This is a genomic window from Psychroflexus gondwanensis ACAM 44 (genome assembly GCF_000355905.1).
Taxonomy (GTDB): Bacteria; Bacteroidota; Bacteroidia; order Flavobacteriales; family Flavobacteriaceae; genus Psychroflexus; species Psychroflexus gondwanensis.
In genome coordinates this window covers 141,366-163,231 of sequence record NZ_APLF01000009.1, presented here as the reverse complement: position 1 = coordinate 163,231, position 21,866 = coordinate 141,366, and the positions used below count along the sequence as shown (strand labels likewise).

General features: G+C 39.3%; 21 protein-coding genes. 6 read left to right on the top strand and 15 right to left on the bottom strand.

Going from position 1 to position 21,866, the window contains the following annotated elements:
* Position 1: 1 nt before the first annotated feature.
* From PGOND44_RS09600 to PGOND44_RS09585, 4 genes are all read right to left on the bottom strand, one after another.
* Complete coding sequence (locus PGOND44_RS09600; RefSeq protein WP_003440730.1) at positions 2 to 691, bottom strand: sulfotransferase family 2 domain-containing protein; 690 nt, start codon at positions 689 to 691, stop codon at positions 2 to 4.
* A 5-nt stretch (positions 692 to 696) separates the two neighbouring features.
* Complete coding sequence (locus tag PGOND44_RS09595) at positions 697 to 1,965, bottom strand: ABC transporter ATP-binding protein (protein WP_003440727.1); 1,269 nt, start codon at positions 1,963 to 1,965, stop codon at positions 697 to 699.
* Between the two features lie 110 nt (positions 1,966 to 2,075).
* Positions 2,076 to 2,444, bottom strand: coding sequence for a four helix bundle protein (locus tag PGOND44_RS09590; RefSeq protein ID WP_003440725.1), 369 nt, complete (start codon positions 2,442 to 2,444; stop codon positions 2,076 to 2,078).
* 137 nt (positions 2,445 to 2,581) lie between these two features.
* Complete coding sequence (locus PGOND44_RS09585; protein WP_003440722.1) at positions 2,582 to 3,457, bottom strand: ABC transporter permease; 876 nt, start codon at positions 3,455 to 3,457, stop codon at positions 2,582 to 2,584.
* 1,265 nt (positions 3,458 to 4,722) lie between these two features.
* Between PGOND44_RS09585 and PGOND44_RS09580 the strand changes: the two genes are divergently transcribed.
* The 3 genes from PGOND44_RS09580 to PGOND44_RS09565 all read left to right on the top strand — a co-directional run bounded on the left by PGOND44_RS09580 (position 4,723) and on the right by PGOND44_RS09565 (position 7,053).
* The gene (locus PGOND44_RS09580; RefSeq protein ID WP_003440719.1) at positions 4,723 to 5,103 is read left to right on the top strand and encodes an HU family DNA-binding protein; all 381 of its coding nucleotides are present in this window, start codon (positions 4,723 to 4,725) and stop codon (positions 5,101 to 5,103) included.
* Positions 5,104 to 6,493: 1,390 nt separating this feature from the next.
* Positions 6,494 to 6,739 carry an AbrB/MazE/SpoVT family DNA-binding domain-containing protein gene (locus PGOND44_RS09570; RefSeq protein ID WP_003440713.1) on the top strand — a complete coding sequence of 82 codons (246 nt, stop codon included), beginning with the start codon at positions 6,494 to 6,496 and terminating at the stop codon, positions 6,737 to 6,739.
* Positions 6,730 to 7,053 (top strand): type II toxin-antitoxin system PemK/MazF family toxin, encoded by a 324-nt coding sequence (locus PGOND44_RS09565; protein WP_003440711.1) that lies wholly within the window; start codon positions 6,730 to 6,732, stop codon positions 7,051 to 7,053. The genes PGOND44_RS09570 and PGOND44_RS09565 overlap by 10 nt, the downstream gene beginning before the upstream one ends.
* A gap of 808 nt (positions 7,054 to 7,861) precedes the next feature.
* Here PGOND44_RS09565 and PGOND44_RS09555 read toward each other — a convergent pair.
* From PGOND44_RS09555 to PGOND44_RS09510, 10 genes are all read right to left on the bottom strand, one after another.
* Positions 7,862 to 8,167, bottom strand: coding sequence for a HigA family addiction module antitoxin (locus PGOND44_RS09555; protein ID WP_003440707.1), 306 nt, complete (start codon positions 8,165 to 8,167; stop codon positions 7,862 to 7,864).
* Positions 8,168 to 8,178: 11 nt separating this feature from the next.
* Positions 8,179 to 8,460, bottom strand: coding sequence for a type II toxin-antitoxin system RelE/ParE family toxin (locus tag PGOND44_RS09550; protein ID WP_003440705.1), 282 nt, complete (start codon positions 8,458 to 8,460; stop codon positions 8,179 to 8,181).
* A 1,503-nt stretch (positions 8,461 to 9,963) separates the two neighbouring features.
* On the bottom strand, positions 9,964 to 10,725 hold the full coding sequence (trpA, locus tag PGOND44_RS09545) for a tryptophan synthase subunit alpha (protein WP_003440703.1): 762 nt from the start codon (positions 10,723 to 10,725) through the stop codon (positions 9,964 to 9,966).
* 59 nt (positions 10,726 to 10,784) lie between these two features.
* Positions 10,785 to 11,969 (bottom strand): tryptophan synthase subunit beta, encoded by a 1,185-nt coding sequence (trpB, locus tag PGOND44_RS09540; protein WP_003440700.1) that lies wholly within the window; start codon positions 11,967 to 11,969, stop codon positions 10,785 to 10,787.
* Positions 11,956 to 12,597: a phosphoribosylanthranilate isomerase gene (locus tag PGOND44_RS09535; protein ID WP_003440698.1), complete on the bottom strand. Its 642-nt coding sequence runs from the start codon at positions 12,595 to 12,597 to the stop codon at positions 11,956 to 11,958. Before PGOND44_RS09535 ends, trpB begins: the two co-directional genes overlap by 14 nt.
* Positions 12,594 to 13,352: an indole-3-glycerol phosphate synthase TrpC gene (gene trpC, locus PGOND44_RS09530; RefSeq protein WP_003440696.1), complete on the bottom strand. Its 759-nt coding sequence runs from the start codon at positions 13,350 to 13,352 to the stop codon at positions 12,594 to 12,596. The genes PGOND44_RS09535 and trpC overlap by 4 nt, the downstream gene beginning before the upstream one ends.
* A complete protein-coding gene (gene trpD / locus PGOND44_RS09525; RefSeq protein WP_003440695.1) occupies positions 13,349 to 14,344 on the bottom strand; it encodes an anthranilate phosphoribosyltransferase in 996 nt (331 codons plus the stop codon). The genes trpC and trpD overlap by 4 nt, the downstream gene beginning before the upstream one ends.
* 23 nt (positions 14,345 to 14,367) lie before the next feature.
* Positions 14,368 to 14,934, bottom strand: a complete 567-nt coding sequence (locus PGOND44_RS09520; RefSeq protein WP_003440694.1) for an anthranilate synthase component II — start codon at positions 14,932 to 14,934, stop codon at positions 14,368 to 14,370.
* A gap of 10 nt (positions 14,935 to 14,944) precedes the next feature.
* Positions 14,945 to 16,327 (bottom strand): anthranilate synthase component I family protein, encoded by a 1,383-nt coding sequence (locus PGOND44_RS09515; protein ID WP_003440693.1) that lies wholly within the window; start codon positions 16,325 to 16,327, stop codon positions 14,945 to 14,947.
* A gap of 954 nt (positions 16,328 to 17,281) precedes the next feature.
* Positions 17,282 to 17,593 (bottom strand): GIY-YIG nuclease family protein, encoded by a 312-nt coding sequence (locus tag PGOND44_RS09510; protein WP_003440692.1) that lies wholly within the window; start codon positions 17,591 to 17,593, stop codon positions 17,282 to 17,284.
* 696 nt (positions 17,594 to 18,289) lie between these two features.
* On the opposite strand from PGOND44_RS09510, the gene fabD reads away from it, so the two are divergent.
* From fabD to PGOND44_RS09495, 3 genes are all read left to right on the top strand, one after another.
* Positions 18,290 to 19,174, top strand: coding sequence for an ACP S-malonyltransferase (fabD, locus tag PGOND44_RS09505; protein WP_003440691.1), 885 nt, complete (start codon positions 18,290 to 18,292; stop codon positions 19,172 to 19,174).
* Positions 19,175 to 19,262: 88 nt separating this feature from the next.
* Positions 19,263 to 19,502 (top strand): ribbon-helix-helix domain-containing protein, encoded by a 240-nt coding sequence (locus PGOND44_RS09500; RefSeq protein WP_003440690.1) that lies wholly within the window; start codon positions 19,263 to 19,265, stop codon positions 19,500 to 19,502.
* Positions 19,495 to 19,794: a type II toxin-antitoxin system RelE/ParE family toxin gene (locus PGOND44_RS09495; protein ID WP_003440687.1), complete on the top strand. Its 300-nt coding sequence runs from the start codon at positions 19,495 to 19,497 to the stop codon at positions 19,792 to 19,794. Before PGOND44_RS09500 ends, PGOND44_RS09495 begins: the two co-directional genes overlap by 8 nt.
* A 93-nt stretch (positions 19,795 to 19,887) precedes the next feature.
* Here PGOND44_RS09495 and PGOND44_RS09490 read toward each other — a convergent pair whose 3' ends face one another.
* Entirely contained in the window at positions 19,888 to 21,828 is a 1,941-nt protein-coding gene (locus PGOND44_RS09490; protein WP_003440684.1) for a M1 family metallopeptidase, read from the bottom strand.
* Positions 21,829 to 21,866: the final 38 nt, after the last annotated feature.

Here is a 21,866-nt window from a genome sequence, read left to right as displayed (position 1 = left end):
ATTAATTGAATTTTAGTTTCAAAAAATCCAACCAATTTCTTTTATCTTCAAAATTAAAGTCAAAAAAATATACATCTTTTTTATACTTTTTATACGCCTGATTTTTCATTTTATTGGTATAAAATTTAGAGTAATGCTTCTTGAATTTTTTACCAACTTGTACTCTTCTTTTAAAAAAACCATCAGACAATTCGAGATCTTTTACTAGACCATCAAATTCTTTATCAAGATTTTTTTTATCAAAATAAATTATTTTGTCAAATTTAATTTCCTTGGAATTCAAAAACATAAAATCAGTCTGAGAGGTGAGGTGGTCTCCCCTATATTTCTTTTCTCCCTTATTCATAAATCTTGAAAAATCATTTTTGCCAAATAAATAATCATCAAAAGACCCTGAAAACCTTTTAGTTTCTCTAAACCAAAAAAAATCTGACATGACTTTATCCCAAGTATTTCTTACAATAATAAATTTATAATAAGTGTCCCATTGCTGAGGTGTCACAAATTTATAATCCAATAATTGCTGAGGAGTGGCATGTTGCAAATAGATTTTATAAGTCGGATCCCACCCAAATAGATGTTCATTATTAAGTTCGTTTACATTAACATCGATACCAAACGCAGTTTCTATTGATGAACCCGCACATTTAGGAATATGTATAAATATAAACTTATGCTTATGTGAAATCATTTCTTTTATTTGATTTGCCAAGTTTGATCAGATAAAAATACTCCGAGATTTTCTTTAGAAGGAATTTTTCCTGTTTTGAATACATCGCCAGATTCTACTACAACCTCACTAAAAACATCGTTTTGATACAAAACTTTTTTGGAGTTTAAATCTAAAATTTGAATTCCAAGGTCATATAATCCAGGTGAAATTTTAAGTTTAGAAATAAAACAAACAAAACTTTGATCGAATTTTTCTAAAACTTTATTAGCATTTAGATGAAATGTATTTAGTGTGGTAATTAATTTTTCGTCTTTATCAAAAACCTGATACCTAACATTAATTCTGGTTGATTTTGGATTTTTAATTCTTAAGTTTAATTCAAATGAGCATCTTTCACCCAACAACAAGTTTGAGTTATTTCCAATAAAATCAAGGACTACAAATTTCGATATTTCGCCCTCATCAAATTTAATTGGAAAAGTTTCAGTAGCATCATTATCTTTTTTACTCAAATAATAACTAACACAATCATCTGTCCCACCTTCAAAAGCTATTTTCCCATTTTCCAAGACAATCCCTCGGGTACATAAACTTTTTACCGCCGCCATATTATGACTGACAAACAGGACGGTTCGCCCATCGTTACCAGAGATATCTTTCATTTTACCAATGGCTTTCTTTTGGAACTCGGCATCGCCTACGGCAAGGACTTCGTCCACCACCAGAATATCTGGCTCGAGGTGAGCCGCTACCGCAAAAGCCAATCTCACCCGCATTCCTGAGGAATACCGCTTCACGGGCGTATCCACATACAGCTGGCATCCTGAAAACTCAATGATCTCTTCTTCCTTTTCTCTGATTTCTGCTTTGGTCATCCCTAAAATAGCTCCATTCAAGTAAATGTTTTCACGACCAGTCAATTCGGGATGAAACCCTGTGCCCACCTCCAGTAGCGAAGCGATTCTTCCTTTGGTCTTGATGGTTCCCGTAGTGGGAGAAGTCACTCGCGATAAGATTTTGAGCAAAGTAGATTTTCCTGCACCATTTTTCCCAATAATCCCTAACACATCGCCATCGTAAACGTCAAAATTGATATCGCGTAGAGCCCACACATAGTCAGTCTCTGCTTTTTTACTGCGGTCGTTTTCAGCCCCAATTTTTAGGTACGGATCTTCTTTACCCCTTAAACTCGCCCACCACCGGTTGAGGTCGTGACTCAGCGTCCCCGTTCCTACCACACCAAGGCGGTATTGTTTGGAGATGTTTTGGGCGGTTAGAATAATGTTATTCATTTCGGTTGTCGGTTATCGGTTGTCAGTTGTCAGTTGTTGGTTGTCAGTTGTCGGTTATCGGTTGTCGGTTGTTGGTTATCGGTTGTTGGTTATCAGTTGTCAGTTGTTGGTTATCTGTTGGTTTTCCAATTAGATTCAACATAGTTGGTAAATTTATAAATTTTTGCACCTAATTCATCATATTTCACAATCATTGATTCCACCTCTAGATCAGGGTAAAGTTGACTTATCATTTCCAATTGTGATTTACACTCCAACAAAGAAGCGTAAGCGTAGATCAAGAATTTTATAAAATCATTCTTATAAGCCTTACGCCCATAACCTTCTATAATATTGTCTTTAATGCTTTTTGATGAACGTCTTACCTGGCTCCCTTGTTCATATAACTCATACTTAGGTAGCTTCAAGGTCAGTTTATGAACCTCAACAGCATACTCGAATGCTAGATTATATATGTCTAAATCTTTATGAGATTTCATTATTCGGTTATCGGTTATCAGTTGTTGGTTGTCGGTTGTCAGTTGTCAGTTATCGGTTGTTGGTTATCAGTTGTCGGTTATCAGTTGTTGGTTGTCGGTTAACTATCAACTGTTAACTGTTAACCGCGCCTCTGGCGCTACACCGTATCTATAAAACTCTTCTCCGTCCTGTTAAAAATAGCTAAGCCCATAAAAAACACCACTAAGGAAAAACCTAAGGCATAGAAAAAGCCCCACCACGTAAAAAGTCCTGTGTCTAAAGTCATATACCGGAAGCCTTCTATGATCTGGGCGATAGGGTTGTACTTAAACACCCAAAAGTATTCTGGTTTCTTTTCCAAGATCTCAGACATAGGAAAAGGAACAGCCGAGATATACATCAGTAATTGTACACCGAAGGTGATCAACACCGTAAAATCTCTGTATTTGGTGGTCAAAGAGGATAAGATCATGCCCAAACCCAAACCCGTCATTCCCATTATAAAGACATAAGCGGGGAACAGCACCAAATTGGCATTGGGGCTGATGTCTTTACCAGATGCCACGAAGTAAATGTAAAACCCCGCAAATATACTAAGTTGTATACCCAGCTTAAGTAGGTTGGAGATAGTCACCGACATCGGCATAATGACCCTAGGAAAATACACCTTGCCGAAGATACCCGCGTTTTTTGTAAAGGTGCCCGAAGTACCCGTAAGACATTCTCTAAAATAGGTCCAAGCGGTAATCCCCGCTAAGTTGAACAGAAAACTTGGCACAGTACCCGTTTGGATATTAGCCACATTATTGAACACCAATGTAAAAATAACAGAAGTAAATAGCGGCTGAATTAAAAACCAAAGCGGGCCGAGTATAGTTTGCTTATACACGGTTACTATATCCCGTTTCACAAATAAAACCAGTAGATCTCGGTACCTCCAAATTTCCTTAAAATTAAAATCTAGAAGTTTCTTCTCTGCTTTAATCTCGTATAACCAATCAGAATCTTGAGAGGAAGTTTTGGTGCTGTTCATAAAGCGTTTCGTTAACTGTAGTCTCTCATTGCAAACCATCCAAACTTATACGCTAAGCTTGCCTGGTAGAGATGAGATTTAAATTTATAATTCTGGGCCAAATTTACAATTTTTGTTGGTATTGAGTGGTGAGTTCTCAGTTTTCTGTTTTCAGTTGACAGTTGTGTGTTTTCAGTTGTCTGTTGTCAGTTGTCAGTTGTCTGTTGTCTGTGGTGAGTGGTGAGTGGTGGGGTTCTCTGTTGTCTGTTGACAGTTGTCTGTCTGTGGTGAGTGGTGAGTGGTGGGTTAGTATAGTGGTGAGTGGTGAGTCGTGAGTGGTGAATGGTGAATGGTGGGTTAGTATAGTGGTGTAGTTGTATAATGGTGTAGTTGTGAGTGGTGAGTTGTGAGTGGTGAATGGTGAGTTGTGAGTTGTAGAATAGTGAGTGGTGAGTGGTTGGTTAGTATAGTGGTGTAGTGGTATAATGGTGAATGGTGAGTGGTGAACTGGTATACTGGTATACTGGTAGACTAGTGAACTGGTGACTGATAACTGTGGACTGTCGACTAGTAAGTAGTTTCTGTCAGTTCGAGTGATGGGTTTGTGTCGATAGACCAAAGCGATTGTATCGAGAACTCGATTGAGCACCTAACATTAGACCACCTCTCAATAGAAAGAAAACGGCCTACTTTTTATGGAGGTTAGAAAACAAAAAAGTGGTGAAGAAAGGATAAAGGAGCAAAGCACTAGTGAAACGGTTTGCTTTGCGTGGGGGAACCGCTTTTGTAGTTTTCAAAGACATAAAAATAAGCCTAGTCTTTTTTGTTTCTTTTTTGGGCGATGCAAAAAAGAAAGAGAACATAAATGTTATAGAGACATCGATTAATCCCATAGCTTAAAAGCACTTCTCGATACGATTTTCTATCGAAAATCACCTGCCTTCCAAGGAACGCAGGCAGGCTCGAGGTATCACTTCATAAAGCTTTTTTATGCTGCCTAGAGGTTTTAGGAGTCTTTTAGCATCTACATTAGTTTAATACAGTCATTACCCTATCAAATCATCATGATTTCAACAGCTCAAAATTATCTTGCTTAACAAATAACGATTTAAGACTCATAAATTCTTTCTTGTCAAAGTCGCAAATCCTTGTAACCATAGGAGGCAGATCCAATGTGGATAACTTTGTGGATAACTTTTGTACCATTTTCAAATAAACATTTGTAGGGAGCATTATCTTTACCTTATTATAAATCAGGAACTTAAGGTTCCATAAATTCAAAAGTTATGATTCAATTAAAATCATTGCAGAGAGTCAATCCACGGGATGTGGAAGCTCCAAAGAAGTTTTATGTCCAAGCCGTTGGCGCTGGTAAAACTGATCTAGACCGTTTGGCCTACCTAATCTCCAATCAGTCCACCGTGCGTAAGCCCGACTGCTATGCTGTCCTTGAGGCTTTATTACACAACATGATGGATGAGCTTAGAGAAGGGAGAATCATCGAGTTAGGCAACATCGGCAACTTCCAGATAGGAGTAAGTTCAGACGCGGTAGATACCGAAGAAGAGGTTACTTCTAACTTAGTGAGGAAGGCTAAAATTTCCTTTAGACCTGCAAAAGCCCTAAGGGACTTACTGCAGACGGTCAATTACAAAAAAGTGAGCTAGTAAGATCGCTGATGAGCTAACCAAGTGTTAGTGAAGCCCTCTGGTAAATTCCACCCGCCAGAGGGCTTTTTTATGCAGTCTAGTTAGAGCTCTTCTTATTCAAATGAAAAATTTAACTTCATGAGTAATAGTCTTCACTTTTCCTTATCGTGATTTACTCTTCTCGACTGGTTCATTTCGACCTCTCGGCTAACTCAAATCTTCAGCTCGAATTTAAAAACCAACCCCATGGCTGTCTACAAGCATCAGCTCGAATTTCACGTACCCTAAATTTTAAGCATAAAAAAGCTCAAAAATCGAGAGAGCTAGTAAGATCGCTGATTGTTGAGCTAAGTATTTGTTAGTGAAACCCGATAACTTCCACCCTATCGACTGTCAAGACAAATATAGTATAAATGATACAACTATTGTACATGTTTGTACCACATTAGGACTTAAGACTGCAACAAAAAGACTAAAAAGACGATTATTAGGCACTTTAGCTAAGTGTTAAAGTTTGATAATAATGACTTTGTATGCGTTATTAAGTAGTGTAATAGTTTAAAGGAGTAGTGGTATAGTAGTATAATGGTGAAATAGTGAGTAGTGAGTCGTGAGACGTGAGTCGTGAGTCGTGAGTGGTGAGTCGTGAGTGGTGGGTTTGTATAGTGGTGTAGTAGTATAATGGAATAATAGTGAGTGGTGAGACGTGAGTCGTGAGTTCTTTCTGTCAGTTCGAGTAATGGGTTTGTGTCGATAGACCAAAGCCATTGTATCGAGAACTCTTTTTAGCCCATAACTTCAAACTACTTCTCGATACAATTTTCTATCGAAAATCACTCGAAGTGACAGCTTGAAGTGACAAGTTTCTCGATGTAAAGAAAACGGCCTACTTTTTATGGAGGTTAGAAAACAAAAAAGTGGTGAAGAAAGGATAAAGGAGCAAAGCGCTAGTGAAACGGTTTGCTTTGCGTGGGGGAACCGCTTTTGTAGTTTTCAAAGACATAAAAATAAGCCTAGATTTTTTTGGTTCGTTTTTTCATCAATGGAAAAAATGAATAAGGACGTAAATGTTATAGAGACATGGACTAATCTCCTAAAATTAAAGAACTTCTCGATACAATTTTCTATCGAAAATCACTCGAAGTGACATAAAGCATTAAAACTTAGTACACCACTTGAAAAGATTCCGTATCTCGCTATCGCTTGCACGGAATGGGAGAGATTCCTCGTCGAAGAAAAAGGGCTTCTCTGTCGGTATGTCAAGGGAGAGGGGGTGGCTGAGTGATTTTTCTTTTGAAAAATTGTATCGAAGCCATATTACAATAAGTCTTGAGTCTGCTATAAATTTCATAATAATAGAACAAAACAACAATAAAAGTAATAACTTTGTATATACAATTTACAACATATGGAAGTATCAATTATAAAAATAGGAAACTCTAAAGGATTAAGGTTGAGTAAAACTATATTGGAAAAATACCAGATTAAAGATAAAGTTGAGCTCATTTTAGAAAAAGGTCAAATTATTCTTAGGCCTGTGGATACTCCTAGAAAAAACTGGGAGAAAAAGTTCAAAGAAATGTCGAAAAATAATGACGATACGCTTCTTATCAATGATGTTTTTGATGAAGATACCTTTGAGGAATGGAACTAAATCAATATTCAGTTGTCCTCGTCAATTTAGATCCCACAATGGGAAGCGAGATCAAAAAAACAAGGCCTTGTGTCATTATTTCACCAAACGAAATGAATAAATTTATAAGGACCATTGTTATAGCACCCATGACAACAACTCTAAAAGCTTATCCCACTCGAGTACCTGTTGAATCCAATGGTAAAAAAGGAATGATAGTCATAGATCAAGTCCGAACCATCGACAAACAAAGAGTCCTTAACGTTTTTGACCCCCTTAAACAATCTGAAATAGACCATTGTAAAGAGGTTTTAAAAGAAACTTTTGTGGATTAGTGAATGGTGAGTGGTGAGTCGTGAGACGTGAGTTGTCTGTTATCTGTTGTCTGTCTGTGGTGACAAGTGAGTGGTGAGTGGTGAGTTGTCAGTTGTTTCTGTCAGTTCGAGTGATGGGTTTGTGTCGATAGACCAAAGCCATTGTATCGAGAACTCGATTAAGCCTAAGGGAGCTATTAGAGATGAGTGGTGGATTAGATTTCATATTTAAAATTTCAAAATTGACAATTCAAATTTTTATGAAAACGGTCACTTGATAGTTAGAAAACGGCCTATTTTTTATGGAAGTTAGAAAACAAAAAAGTGGTGAAGAAAGGATAAAGGAGCAAAGCGCTAGTGAAACGGTTTGCTTTGCGTGGAGGAACCGCTTTTGTAGTTTTCAAAGACATAAAAATAAGCCTAGTCTTTTTTGTTTCTTTTTTGGGCGATGCAAAAAAGAAAAAGAATATAAATATTATGTAGACCTCGACTAATCTCCTAACATTAAAGAACCTCTCGATACAATTTTCTATCGAAAATCACCTGCCTTCCAAGGAACGCAGGCAGGCTCGAAGTGACATAACGTATTCAACCTTAGTGCACCACTTGAAAAGATTCCGTGTCGCGCTATCGCTTTGCGGTAAACTGGTGAACTGGTAGACTGGTTGACAAGTAGACCGGTGGTCCGGTGACTGTAGACTGGTAGATAGAGATCTCTCGTCACTGCGTTTCCCTCGAGATGACAAGGATGAACTGGTAGACTGGTAGACTGAAGACTGTAAACTGATAAGTAATAAAATTTAACATGCTCGCTATTCACCCCTAACTTTTAAAGGGCAACATTTTTATCAACGTATTTCTTTATTGAATTAAGCTCACTTTTTTTCTGCTCTTTTCCTTCTTCGATATCAAAGTCATCTTGAAGTCCGAGCCAAAATTTTGCAGAATTCCCAAAATATTTACTCAAACGCAGAGCGGTATCCGCTGTTATTCTTCGACGGCCTTTTACGATTTCAGAAATTCGTGTTTGCGGTATGCTCAAATCTTTCGAGAGTCGATAGGCAGAAATGTCGAGTGGTTTCAAAAATTCGTATAATAAAATTTCACCTGGATGTACATTTTCTAACTTTTCCATTGTCTTTGATTTTAGTGATAATCTTTTATGTCTACCTCGCTTGCGAGTCCCTTATCCCACTTAAAAATTATTCTCCATTGCTTGTTGATCCGTATGCTGTAAAAACCGCTTAAATTTCCACTTAGTTTCTCAAGTCGATTGGATGGAGGAATTCTTAAGTCAGTTATATCTTGTGAATTGTTCAACATTCTCAATTTTCTGCGACCTATTCTTTGAATTTCAATCGGTATTTTCTTTACCCGATTACCATTCCAAATTTGCTTGGTCTCTTTCGAGCGAAAAGAAACAATCATACTACTCTTTTACATTACTAACGCTAAAGGTAAGTAAAAAAGTTGTAATGAGAACCTTGTCAGTTCGAGTGATGGGTTTGTGTCGATAGACCAAAGCCATTGTATCGAGAACTCGATTAAGCCTAAGGGAGGGATTGGAGTTGAGTGGTGAGTGGTGGATTAGTATAGTGGTGTAGTAGTATAATGGTGTAATAGTGAGTGGTTGGTTAGTATAGTGGTTTAGTGGATTTTTGGTGAATGGTGAGTGGTGAGAAGTGAGTCGTGAGAGGTGAGTTCTCTGTTTTCAGTTTTCAGTTGTCTGTTGTCTGTCTGTAGTGAGTAGTTGACTGGTAGACTGGTTAACTGGTGGACCGGTGGCTGAGTGGTTTTTCTTTTGAAAAATTGTATCGAAGCCACATTAAGACTGATCATTTCATATTTAAAATTTCAAAATTCAAAATTCAAATTTTTATGAAAACGGTCACTTGATAGTTAGAAAACGGCCTACGAAAAGAGGGCGTAAAAATTAAAGTGAAGGTGTCGTAAAATTTTAGACTGTCTGAGACCGACTTAAGGAGGTAGAGTTTCTAAAATTTAGACATCAAACGTAAATTTTAGACTGAAGTTCGTAAGCCTAGTCCCCAAAGCTTTGGGGATTGGTTCGTTTTTTCATCAATGGAAAAAATGAATAAGGACGTAAATGTTATAGAGACCTGGACTAATATCGTGACTTCAAATAACTTCTCGATACAATTTTCTATCGAAAATCACTCGAAGTGACAAGTGAGTCGTGAGTGGTGGGTTAGTATAATGGTGTAATCGTATAGTGGTGTAGTAGTGAGTGGTGAGTGGTTGGTTAGTATAGTGGTGTAATAGTATAATGGTGTAGTAGTGAGTGGTAAGTAGTGAGTGGTTGGTTAGTATAGTGGTGTAGTGGTATAATGGTGTAATAGTGAGTGGTGGGTTGGTATAGTGGTGTAGTAGTATAATGGTGTAATAGTGTGTTAGTATAATGGTGTAATAGTGAGTGGTGGACAGAGTTCTCTCGTCACTTCGTTTCCCTCGAGATGACAATTGTAGGTTCGAGGTGGCAAGCTTCTCGATACATAGAAAACGGCCTACTAAATTCAGCCGTAAAAATTGAGGCAAAAGCCTCGTAAAATTTTAGACTGTCTGAGACCGACTTTAGGAGGGTGAGTTTCTAAAATTTAGAGGGTGAGCGATAATTTTAGGAGGAATTTCGTAAGCCTAGTCCCCAAAGCTTTGGGGATTTGTTTCTTTTTTGGGCGATGCAAAAAAGAAAGAGAACGTAAATGTTATAGAGACATCGATTAATCCCATAGCTTAAAAGCACTTCTCGATACAATTTTCTATCGAAAATCACTCGAAGTGACAAGTGAGTCAAAATAATTATCAATTAATAATTAAGAATTTTTAATTCAAAAAGTAGTTTTATTCAATCTTAGTGCACCACTTGAAAAGATTCCGTGTCTCGCTATCGCTTGCACGGAAATCACCTCAACCCTACTTCAACGACTGAATAAACCCTGGGATGCCGTCCAATCCTGTTTTGGTGAGGGTTTGAATAAAAGCTGACCCAATTATACAACCACTCGTGTACCGGCTCGCTTGTTCAAAACTCAACGCATCTTTGATGCCAAAGCCTACCATCAACTTATTAGTAAGTTGCATATCGGCTATGCGTTTGAAATAAGACAAGGCCTCGTCTCCAAAGCCTTGTTGGCCCCCAGTGGTGCTGGATGAACTTACCATATAGACAAAACTATCGCCTAAAGCATCGATGGTATTAATTCGGTTTGGAGAGGTTTCTGGCGTGATGAGCGGAATAAATTTTAAGCCATGTGCCTCGAATAATTCTTTGTAATCCACTTCAAAAATATCGATGGGTAAATCGGGCATAATTATCCCATCAATCCCAATAGCTTCACATTCTTTACAGAAATCTTCCACTCCAAACTGTAACATCGCATTGAAATACCCCATCACAATGAGAGGAATATCTACCGTTTTGCGAATACCTTCCAGCTGTTGAAATAGTTTTTTGGTACTCATGCCATTTCTTAAGGCTTGCTCTGAGCTTTTTTGGATCACAGGCCCATCCGCCAAAGGGTCGCTATACGGCAACCCGATTTCAATCACATCGGTACCCGAGTCGGTAAGGCGTTTAATGACTTCAGTGGTATCTTCCAACTGCGGGTATCCCGCGGTGAAATAAATGGAAATCAATTTTTTATCTTGAGCCAAGGCTCTATTAATTCTATTCATAAGAGGTTTAAATTAAATTTGCTAAGCGTCTAAGCTAGCGGTATGTCTTTCCGAAGATCTTAATATCCGAAATACGTTCTATAGGTATCTAAATCTTTATCGCCACGTCCTGAGCAGTTAAAGACCAACACATCGTCTTCTTTGAAATCCAAATACTTGAAAATCGCAAAGGCATGTGCCGTTTCTATCGCAGGGATAATCCCTTCAATTCGGCTCAACTCTAAGCCTGCTTCCATAGCTTCAGCATCGGTAATAGAGACAAATTTGCCTCGCCCCGTTTTATAGAGATGCGCGTGCATAGGTCCAATTCCTGGGTAGTCCAGTCCTGCAGAAATAGAATACGGCTCGGTGATTTGTCCATCGGTATTTTGCATCAGCAAGGTTTTACTCCCGTGGATGATGCCTTCTCGACCTAAAATAGTTGTCGCCGCAGACTCATTCGTTTCCACTCCTTTCCCAGATGCTTCTACACCGATAATCCCTACCTCTTCGTGATCCATAAAATCTGCAAACAATCCCGCAGCATTACTTCCACCACCAACACAGGCGATGACATAATCGGGTAATTCTCGACCTTCCTTCTCTAATAACTGCGTTTTGACTTCCTTGGAAATAACACTTTGCAGCTGAGTGACCATATCTGGATACGGATGCGGTCCTACCACAGAACCGATAATGTAATGGGTGTCTTTAGGATGGTTAATCCAATCCCGAATCGCCTCGTTAGTAGCATCTTTCAAGGTTTTACTCCCTGAATTTGCTGGGACAACCGTCGCTCCCAACATTTTCATCCTCGCCACGTTAGGGGCTTGACGCTCGATGTCGACAGCTCCCATATAGACGATACACTCCAGTCCCATTAATGCACAAACTGTAGCTGTTGCCACCCCGTGTTGACCTGCTCCTGTCTCCGCAATAATGCGGTGCTTGCCCAATGCCTTAGCCAGTAGGATCTGCCCAACGGTGTTATTGATTTTATGTGCGCCAGTGTGACATAAATCTTCACGCTTTAGGTAAATCTTAGCCTTATACTTTTCGCTGAGATTTTCGGCTAGATATAAAGGCGTTGGTCGCCCTACGTAATCTTTTAAGAGACTTTTAAATTGCTTCTGAAAATCATCCGTAGCAATAATCTGCTTGTAGTTTTGTCTTAATTCCTCCACATTAGGATACAATAATTCTGGGATGTAAGCTCCCCCAAAATCACCATAAAATCCTTTGTCATTCGCGCTATACTTGCTCATAAGTTCTAATGGTTTTAATGAATTTTTTTAATGCTGTTTTATTTTTAAATCCGGGCTCGTCTTCGAAGCCACTATTAACGTCTACACCTTCTATTATACCATCTTGATACAGTTTTACGACCGCTTTGGCATCCTCAGGACCTATCCCTCCACTTAACATCACGGGTTTTGAAAAGTCCTTCTGATATAGCATCTGCCAATCGAATTTTTGTCCATTACCGCCTCTGTATTGTCCTTTGGTGTCCAGAAGATACTTATTGACATAAAAACTATAAGCCTCCATACCTACAAAATCCTCTGGGGTTTTGATCGAAAACACCTTCCAAAGTTCAACCTTAGGACATCCATTTTTAGCTAAAGCTTCAGAAATATTTTCGCAAAACTCTGGGGTTTCGTGACCATGAAGCTGAATCACATCTAGATCGAATTGCTTGACTTTCTCCAAGATGATCTCCTCAGTTTCGTTCACGAACACTCCCACTTTTCGGATAGCCTCCGATAGTTTAACTGGAGTCTCGGCATATCGAGGGGAAGCTTTGTAAAATATAAAACCCAGGTAATCTACCTCCAACTGACTTATAGCCTCAATGTTTTGTGCGTCTTTCATTCCGCATACCTTTATCTTCATGACTTGCTAGATTTATGTTGTTTCATAAAAAACTCACCTACTAAAACGCCATTAAAGCCTTGTTCGATAAGACGTTTGATAGTGTCCTCATCTTCTATCCCACTTTCGGAGATCTTTAGAAGGTCTTTTGGTAAATGTGGCAACATATCCAAGCCTTGCTGAAGGGACACCTCAAAAGTTTGAAGATTCCGATTATTCACTCCAATGAGGTCGATAAGCGATTCTGATAATTTATAAATTTCTTCCGCTTCGTGAATTTCATAAAGCACTTCTAAACCTAAATTATGCGCCAAAACCGCCAATTCTTCTAGTTTTTGAGCAGGCAAAGCATTCGCTATTAATAAAATAGCATCGGCGCCATAGGCTTTAGCTTCATAAACCTGATAAGCATCGACCATAAAATCTTTGCGTAATAAAGGCAAGTCACAAACCGATTTTGCCAATTGTAAATCTTCTAGACTCCCTCCAAAATAACGCTGATTGGTTAAAACTGACATGCCTGCTGCACCCATCCGTTCGTAAGCTTGAGCAATCTCCATCACATCTGCTTTTAGATGGATGGCTTCTTTACTTGGGGAACGTCTCTTAAATTCTGAAATGATACCCAATTCTGAATTTGCCACTGCTGACTTAAAACTTCGTGTGGGGCTTGAAAACTCAGGCAAGGATTTTAAAACCTCCACTGGCATACTGAGTTTCTTATGTTTGACTACCACATATTGGTACTCTATGATTTCTTCTAAAATCCGCTTCATGACTGACTTATGGTTTTTAGTTGATTTAATACTTCTAAAGCTTTACCACCTTCCAAAATAGCTTTAGCTTCTATAAAGGCATCCCCTATCGCTACTGGCTTTGCTGTGGAAATAGCCGCGGCGGCATTGGCACATACCACGTGATTTTGAGCAGCTGTCCCTTTTCCGCTGAGGATTTGATAAAAAATAGCGGCAGCAGCTTCTATCGTATCACCGCCATAAATCTCTTCTTTCGACACAGGTAAGACTCCAAAATCTTCAGCAGAAAGAAAGATTTCTTTGGAATTAGTCACGCATTTGGTTTTCGCCGTCAACGAAATCTCATCATACTGGTTGAGATCATGCAAAATACAATAGGTCTTAGACGTTTTTTGGTAGAGGTATTGGTACTTTCTTAAGAGCTCCAAATCATAAACTCCAACTAACTGCAAGTCTGGACGAGCGGGATTCACCATAGGTCCTAACATATTAAAAAATGTCTTTAGGGCTAAGGACTGCCGGATAGGCGCTACGTTTTTCATAGCGGGATGAAACAGCGGTGCATGAAGAATGGCAATATTGGCTTTCTCCAGACAAGAATCTAAAAAGCCTTGTTCGTTGGAAAATTTGATGCCCATCGCCTCCAAAACATTTGAGCTCCCACTCACCGAAGATACCCCGTAGTTACCGTGTTTAGCAACTTTTACATCCATCGCAGCCACTACAAACGAAGCCGCTGTAGACACATTGAAGGTGTTTTGACCATCACCACCAGTACCACACAAATCCATAAGGGTTTCTCCTTGAAAATCTACAGGAATACAAAGCTCGAGCAAGGCATCGCGAAAGCCTTCTAGTTCCTCGACACTGATGCTTCTCATCATAAAAACAGTTAGAAAAGAGGCGATTTGCAAATCACTAAACTCACCATTGGAGATCTGTAAAAGAGCTTCTTTGGCTTCCTCTTTAGAAAGCTGTTCCTGTTGAATTAAGCGATTGAGTATATATTTCATTTTATAGTCGTTTTGAGAGTGAATTAGCTTTCGATCCAGTTTTTAATCATTTGTTTTCCTTCTGGTGTCAGCACCGACTCCGGGTGAAACTGAACCCCTCTCACGTCAAATTCCCTATGTCGTAGCGACATGATTTGTCCCTCCTCATCGATGGAGGTTGCCATAAGGCAGTCTGGTAATTCCGGCTTAACAACCCAAGAATGGTAACGCCCTACCATCATAGCTTTAGGCAGATCTTTGTATAAAATCTCATCGTCTACCAGGGTTTTAATTTCAGTAGCCACGCCGTGGTGTACTTTGTCTAAATTCAACAACTCACCACCAAAGACTTCCATGATAGCTTGTTGACCAAGGCAAACACCTAGCATTGGTTTTTGGTGAGCATAGGCTTTGATAATCGCCTTCAACTGGCCAGCTTCCTCAGGAATACCAGGACCAGGAGAGAGTAAAATTTTATCGTAAAACTCCACCTCTTCTAAACTGACCTCATCGTTTCGCTTAACGGTCACATCTGCACCAAATTCTTCCAAATAATGCACCAAGTTGTACACAAAAGAATCATAATTATCTATAACTAATATTTTTTTCATGGTTTCAATTTTAGTGGTCTAAAGCTTTGCGCAAAGCACCAAGTTTGTTGATGACTTCTTGTAATTCATTTTCTTCTGTACTGTCGCTCACGACTCCTGCTCCCGCTTGGTAATGTAATTTCAAATCTTTGCTCACAAAACTACGGATGATAATCGCTTGGTTCATATTTCCTTTAAAATCAATAACCCCTAGAGCTCCGCCATAAGCTTCACGGCTTATGTTTTCGTAGCTCTCAATTAAAGTCATCGCATTGTGTTTTGGAGCGCCGCTTAGCGTTCCCGCAGGAAAGGTATCGCCGAGGAGCTTTAAGCTGTCTTCTTGCTTTACCTCCGCCGTTACTTTACTCACCAAGTGAATCACGTGCGAAAAATATTGCACCTCTTTATAGGTTTCTACCTTGACCTTTTTCCCATTTCGGCTTAGATCGTTTCTGGCTAAATCGACCAGCATCACGTGCTCAGAGTTTTCTTTAGCATCTTCAGACAATTTCAAGGCCATAACAGCATCGTCTTGATCGTTCCCGGTTCGCTTAAAAGTCCCAGCAATAGGGTGTATTTCTGCTCTTCCGTCTTGAACCACCAAGTGGGCTTCCGGAGAACTTCCAAAAATTTTATAGTCACCAAAATCGAAATAAAACAAATACGGACTTGGGTTGATGCTTCTCAATTTGCGATATACATTAAATTCATCGCCTTTAAAACCTTGAGAAAATCGTCTGGACATCACCATTTGAAAAACATCTCCACGTTGGCAGTGCACCTTCGCTTTACTCACGGAAGCCATAAATTCTTCATCGGTAATATTGGACTCCTCTTCCCCATCCAGTTCAAAATCATATTCGGTATAATTTTGATTCTTAAGCAAAGATTTCAATTCTGAAAGGCGACTAGATCCATTATAACTATGATCAAAAATATAAGCTTCATCATTGAAATGGTTGATCACAATCACATTTTGAAAGACATTGTAAAGCATATCAGGTAAGCCGAGTTTGGACTTGCTCTTATCGATTGTCAGTTTCTCAAAATACCTTACCGCATCGTAAGTGGTAAAGCCAAAAAGACCCTGCGTTAAAAATTTAAAATCTTGTTCTTCCACATCGTATTCAGCCAAATACTTTTGAAGCTCATCGGTAACATTCACCTCAGCATCGATATCGATATGTTTAAAGCTGCCATCGGGATACTTGAGTTCTATCCGTTCGTTTTCAACCTTAAAATGGGCAATAGGATTACAACAGATATAACTAAAACTGTTATCGTTGGTATGGTAATCGCTACTTTCCAAAAGAAGAGAATTTGGGTATCTATCCCTTATTTTTAGATAGGCACTTACTGGCGTAAAGGTATCGGCCAGAAGCTTTTTGTAAGTGGTTTTAAGTGAATAACTCATAGTGTTGGTTCAAATGTTATAAATGAAAAAAGGCTTGTCGTGATAGACAAGCCTTTATGATATATTTACATAGCAGGATCTAGGTCACGACGTTTGACGTAATAAAGACCACCACCAAGAATTGTTATTTGTTTTAAGCATGGTGCAAACATAGGAATAATATTTATTTATCCTGATTTGGACAGGTGTTAAAATTTTGTTGCTTATTTTAAGCTCAAGCCTTTCTGACTCCTTGTTTATGTTCGAGCCTTCCTGACACCATGTTTACGTTCGAGCGGAGTCGAGAACCCTGCGCTACTTGTTTACGTTCGAGCGGAGTCGAGAACCTTGCGCTACTTGTTTACGTTCGAGCGGAGTCGAGAACCTTGCGCTACTTGTTTACGTTCGAGCGGAGTCGAGAACCCTGCGCTACTTTTCTCCCTGTTTATGTTCGAGCCTTCCTGACACCATGTTTACGTTCGAGCGGAGTCGAGAACCTTGCGCTACTTGTTTACGTTCGAGCGGAGTCGAGAACTTTTTGTTATGCAAGCGGAGTCGAGAACCCTGCCCTACTTTTCTCCTTGTTTATGTTCGAGCGGAGTCGAGAAATTTTGTTATGCGAGCGGAGTCGAGAACCCTGTGCTACTTGTTTACGTTCGAGCGGAGTCGAGAACCCTGCCATCCTTGTTTATGTTCGAGCGGAGTCGAGAACCTTGTTTATGTTCGAGCGGAGTCGAGAACCTTGTTTACGTTCGAGCGGAGTCGAGAACCCTACCCTACTTGACACCTTGTTTACGTTCGAGCGGAGTCGAGAACCTTTTTTATGTTCGAACCTTTCTGACACCATGTTTACGTTCGAGCGGAGTCGAGAACCCTACGCTACCTGACACATTGTTTATGTTCGAGCGAAGTCGAGAACCTTTTTATTAGACAGGCGGAGTCGAGAACCCTCTTTCGAATAGTCCCTTAAAAGAACTACTTCTTATTTGAATAATGAGTGTCATTTTTACATATTGAAAGTTCTTTTAACCTATCCCAGTTCTGATCGATTAGGGCTTGCTTTTTTGCTTTGCTCCATTTTTTGATTTTTCTCTCAAAATAAAACGCTTGAACAACGTCATTGAATGTTTCAAAAAACTTGAGTTCTAAAGGGCGCTTATTAAAAGTGTATGCTAGTTTGTTATGTCCATAACTATGCTCTTCAAACCTTCGTTCCAAATCATTCGTCATTCCAGTGTAAAAACTGTCATCTGAACATTTAAGGATATAAACGTAATAAGTTTTCATTTTTAAGGATAAGTCTTATAAATATAAACATCTATATCCAATTTTTATTAGTGATTTGTGTTCGAGCTTTTATGACTCCTTGTTTACGTACGAGCGGAGTCGAGAACCCTGTGCTACTTGTTTACGTTCGAGCGGAGTCGAGAACCCTACCCTACTTTACTCCTTGTTTATGTTCGAGCGGAGTCGAGAACCTTGTTTATGTTCGAGCCTTACTGACACCATGTTTACGTTCGAGCGGAGTCGAGAACCCTGACACCATGTTTATGTTCGAGCGAAGCCGAGAACCCTGCCCTACTGTTCTCCTTGTTTATGTTCGAGCGGAGTCGAGAACCTTGCGCTACTTTACTCCCTGTTTATGTTCGAGCGGAGTCGAGAACCCTGCGCTACTTGTTTACGTTCGAGCGGAGTCGAGAACCTTTTTTATTAGGCAGGCGGAGTCGAGAACCCTGCGCTACTTGTTTACGTTCGAGCGGAGTCGAGAACCTTTTTTGTTTGGCAGGCGGAGTCGAGAACCTTGCCCTACTTGTTTATGTTCGAGCGGAGTCGAGAACCCTGCCCTACTTGTTTACGTTCGAGCGGAGTCGAGAACCCTGTGCTACTTGACACCTTGTTTATGTTCGAGCGGAGTCGAGAACCCCCTTTCGAATAGTCCATCAAAATAGTATATTTGAATCTTAAAATTTAAAACACAACTTTATGAAAGCATATATATTTCCAGGACAAGGTGCTCAGTTTACTGGCATGGGTCAAGATCTTTACAATTCATCTGAAGAAGCTAGAGCTTTATTTCATCAAGCCAACGACATCCTTGGCTTTGATATTTCCAAAATCATGTTTGAAGGCTCCGCAGAAGACTTAAAAGAAACTAAAGTGACTCAACCTGCTATTTTTCTACACTCCGTCATCTTAAGTAAAGTCTTAGGCACATCGTTTCAACCCAATATGGTTGCCGGACACTCTTTAGGTGAGTTTTCGGCCTTGGTCGCTAACGGGACTTTAGAGTTTGAGGATGCCTTGAGACTGGTTCATAAACGAGCTTTGGCGATGCAAAAAGCCTGTGAAATCAATCCATCTACCATGGCCGCCGTACTAGGTCTTGAAGACAAAGTCGTAGAAGACGTTTGCAAAACCATAGGAGGTATTGTGGTTCCTGCTAACTATAACTGTCCTGGGCAGTTGGTGATTTCAGGGACGCATGATGCTGTTGAAAAAGCCTGTGAAGCTTTGAAAGAAAAAGGCGCAAAACGGGCTATGATGCTTCCAGTAGGTGGAGCTTTTCACTCTCCTCTCATGGAGCCTGCTAGAGAAGAACTTGCTAAAGCGATAGAGTCTACGCCCTTCCAAACTCCAAAATGTCCTGTGTATCAAAATGTGACGACCACTGCGGTATCCGATCCTGAGGAGATCAAAATCAATTTGATCAAACAATTAACTGCCCCCGTCAAATGGACACAAACCATGCGACAGATGCTTGCCGATGGTGCTACTGACTTTACAGAAGTTGGCCCTGGAAAAGTTTTACAGGGCTTATTGAGAAAAGTAGATAGACAAGTTACTGCTGATAGCATTTCTGGACTTTAATCCAATACCAATTGGAGGAGAAAAACTCTTCGGCTTGGCTTATATTTGAATAGGTGTTTAATTAAAACCTATCTCAAAAATATAATCTATGGGCAGGCAGAGTATATCATTTACTGAACCAAATGATGAATGGTTGAAAGATCAAGTCAATTCTAAAGAATATGCTAGTAAAAGCGAACTTGTAAATGACTTAATAAGACAAGCTAGAAAACAACAAATACAAATTGATTGGATTAATTCAAAACTTAAAAAAGCTGAAAATAGTGGTTTCACTAATCAAAGTAAAGAACAAATTCTAGCGGAATTAAAGGCTTTGAATAATGGCTAGCTATAAATTAAGTCAGGTTGCAAAAGAGGACTTAATAAGAATTCACCACTATGGTATTGAAAAATTCGGCCAAATTCAAGCTGATATTTATTTTGATACTTTTTTTGGTTACTTTGAAATAATTGCCAAACAACCGTTTTCTTTTGAATCCATTGAATTTATAAGAAAAGGATACAGGCGCTGTGTTTGTAGCTTGATAGTATCTACTTCAGAACTACTGATAATGGTGTTGAAATCATGGCAATCATTGGGATACAAAATATCTATAAACGACTTTGATACGATCAATTGAAACTGAGTTTTTATAAACTGCATTCCTAAGCTAAGTGAATAAAAAAACGACCTCAAATTGAGGTCGTTTTTGGTGTATAGTTTGACTCAGAAATTAATCTTCATAAATATCTAAAGGCCATTTATCATTAGAGAAATTAACGTCCATCAAGATTTTTTCAGGGTCAAGTTCAATCGATTTTATAGATTTCTCAGTTTCAAACTTATGGGTCCAGGTGTCCCCTCTTTGCCATATTTCAACAGGAAGACTTTTCATTTCAGTGGAACCATCTTCAAAGGTAATTTGCATGTGCATAGGCATTGGGATCTCGCCCTTATTGGAGACTGTTAGAAAATATGCACCATCCTTCTCTGTTAGGGAATCAATTGCTAAATCAATATTTCCTGTGCCGTAGAACCAAGCATTAAAATACCAGGACAGATTTTCTCCAGCAGCATTTTCCATATGATTAAAGAAATCTTGAGGTTGCGGATGTTTGAAGGCCCAGGTTTCAATATAAGATCTGAATGCATAATCAAAGCGCTCCTCCCCTAAAATGTATTCTCTTAACATCAACAATCCCAATGCTGGCTTGTAATAAGCTATCATTCCTAGGTTTCTAAGATTAGCCATATCTGGATAGGTATCAATTCCTTCTCGACCTTCGCCTAAAAACCAACCGGTTAAACTTCTTGGTTGATTCAGGCGGGTAGGATATTCGCCATCGTTAAAGGCTTGAGTACTGTAGTAATTGATAAAGGTATTAAAACCTTCGTCCATCCAAGCATAACGTCTTTCGTTACTCCCCACAATCATAGGGAACCAGTTATGACCAAATTCGTGATCGGTAACTCCCCAAAGGCGACCGCCTTTACTCTTCCAGCTACAAAAATTTAAAGCAGGGTATTCCATACCACCTATATCCGCGGCAACGTTGACAGCCGATGAATAAGGGTATTCATACCATTTTTCAGAATAATACTCAATAGAAGCTTTGCTGTATTCTGTAGATCTAGACCAAGCGTCTTGTCCATCGCTTTCGATAGGATAGACCGAATGGGCCAAACCTGTTTCACCACTAGGAAGATTGAATTGTGCTCCATCCCAAATAAAAGCTTTGGAAGCAGCAAATGCAAAATCTCTAGCATTTTCAATTTCATAATTCCAAGTCTGAGTGCCGCTTTGATTAGCAAACATCTTTGACTCACCAATTTCTTCTGAAGAAATTAAAGTTACTGTTTCTTGACTTTCCAAAGCTTTTTTATATCTATCGTACAAAGTAGACGACATCACATCTTTAGGATTTTGTAATTCACCAGAGCCCACAACAACATAATTATGAGGCACCGTAATTTCAACGTCAAAATCACCGTAATCATAATAGAATTCACCCGCTCCTAGATAGGGCTCTATATTCCAACCTTCGATATCATCGAAGACGGCTACCTGAGGAAACCATTGGGCCATAGCGTAGATTTCTCCATTCTCTGTGCTTAGTCGCCCCATTCTATCCATTCCATTGACAGGAACTTCAAATTCAAAATTCATAGAAACTTCTGCAGTTCCCCCTTTTGCTTTCAAAGGTTTATTGAAAAACACCTGCATACGCGTATCGGTAATAAGGTGTTTGCTAGAGGTCGATCCCTTTACTTTGGCTTGGAGATTGGTAATTTTAACTCCATCTAAGGGATCTCCATTATAGCGATTGCCTTCGACTGGAGTAGTTAAGGTACCTCTAGAATTTTCTGTAAATCTATTTTGTTCTAGATACATCCAGATGTACTCTAAATTTTCTGGACTGTTATTGGTGTAAGTCATCGTCAGCTGACCCGTCACTGTATGGGTTTCTGGGTCTAAACTGACTTTGATATCATAATCGGCTTCATTTTGAAAATAGTCTGGACCAGGTTTACCTGAGGCCGATCGGTATCGGTTACCAGACCTGTCCATAAATTCATCAAAATCGGATTGATTATTGTCTAGCTGAGCATGAGCTGAAGGCATAGATAAGAATCCAAAGCCTATAGCTAAGAAAAGAAAACTGATTTTTTTCATGTATATAAATTTTATTTGGCCCTAAAAATAGGAAAAAC

Coding starts and splice junctions, on each gene's coding strand:
- PGOND44_RS09510 (WP_003440692.1), bottom strand. CDS start 17,593: ATGAAAACTTATTACGTTTATATCCTTAAATGTTCAGATGACAGTTTT.
- PGOND44_RS09520 (WP_003440694.1), bottom strand. CDS start 14,934: ATGAAAAAAATATTAGTTATAGATAATTATGATTCTTTTGTGTACAAC.
- trpD (WP_003440695.1), bottom strand. CDS start 14,344: ATGAAATATATACTCAATCGCTTAATTCAACAGGAACAGCTTTCTAAA.
- PGOND44_RS09550 (WP_003440705.1), bottom strand. CDS start 8,460: ATGATTGTTTCTTTTCGCTCGAAAGAGACCAAGCAAATTTGGAATGGT.
- PGOND44_RS09535 (WP_003440698.1), bottom strand. CDS start 12,597: ATGAAGATAAAGGTATGCGGAATGAAAGACGCACAAAACATTGAGGCT.
- PGOND44_RS09580 (WP_003440719.1), top strand. CDS start 4,723: ATGATTCAATTAAAATCATTGCAGAGAGTCAATCCACGGGATGTGGAA.
- PGOND44_RS09590 (WP_003440725.1), bottom strand. CDS start 2,444: ATGAAATCTCATAAAGATTTAGACATATATAATCTAGCATTCGAGTAT.
- PGOND44_RS09495 (WP_003440687.1), top strand. CDS start 19,495: ATGGCTAGCTATAAATTAAGTCAGGTTGCAAAAGAGGACTTAATAAGA.
- PGOND44_RS09515 (WP_003440693.1), bottom strand. CDS start 16,327: ATGAGTTATTCACTTAAAACCACTTACAAAAAGCTTCTGGCCGATACC.
- PGOND44_RS09570 (WP_003440713.1), top strand. CDS start 6,494: ATGGAAGTATCAATTATAAAAATAGGAAACTCTAAAGGATTAAGGTTG.
- PGOND44_RS09595 (WP_003440727.1), bottom strand. CDS start 1,965: ATGAATAACATTATTCTAACCGCCCAAAACATCTCCAAACAATACCGC.
- trpB (WP_003440700.1), bottom strand. CDS start 11,969: ATGAGCAAGTATAGCGCGAATGACAAAGGATTTTATGGTGATTTTGGG.
- PGOND44_RS09565 (WP_003440711.1), top strand. CDS start 6,730: ATGGAACTAAATCAATATTCAGTTGTCCTCGTCAATTTAGATCCCACA.
- trpA (WP_003440703.1), bottom strand. CDS start 10,725: ATGAATAGAATTAATAGAGCCTTGGCTCAAGATAAAAAATTGATTTCC.
- PGOND44_RS09600 (WP_003440730.1), bottom strand. CDS start 691: ATGATTTCACATAAGCATAAGTTTATATTTATACATATTCCTAAATGT.
- trpC (WP_003440696.1), bottom strand. CDS start 13,352: ATGAAGCGGATTTTAGAAGAAATCATAGAGTACCAATATGTGGTAGTC.
- PGOND44_RS09555 (WP_003440707.1), bottom strand. CDS start 8,167: ATGGAAAAGTTAGAAAATGTACATCCAGGTGAAATTTTATTATACGAA.
- PGOND44_RS09585 (WP_003440722.1), bottom strand. CDS start 3,457: ATGAACAGCACCAAAACTTCCTCTCAAGATTCTGATTGGTTATACGAG.
- PGOND44_RS09500 (WP_003440690.1), top strand. CDS start 19,263: ATGGGCAGGCAGAGTATATCATTTACTGAACCAAATGATGAATGGTTG.
- fabD (WP_003440691.1), top strand. CDS start 18,290: ATGAAAGCATATATATTTCCAGGACAAGGTGCTCAGTTTACTGGCATG.
- PGOND44_RS09490 (WP_003440684.1), bottom strand. CDS start 21,828: ATGAAAAAAATCAGTTTTCTTTTCTTAGCTATAGGCTTTGGATTCTTA.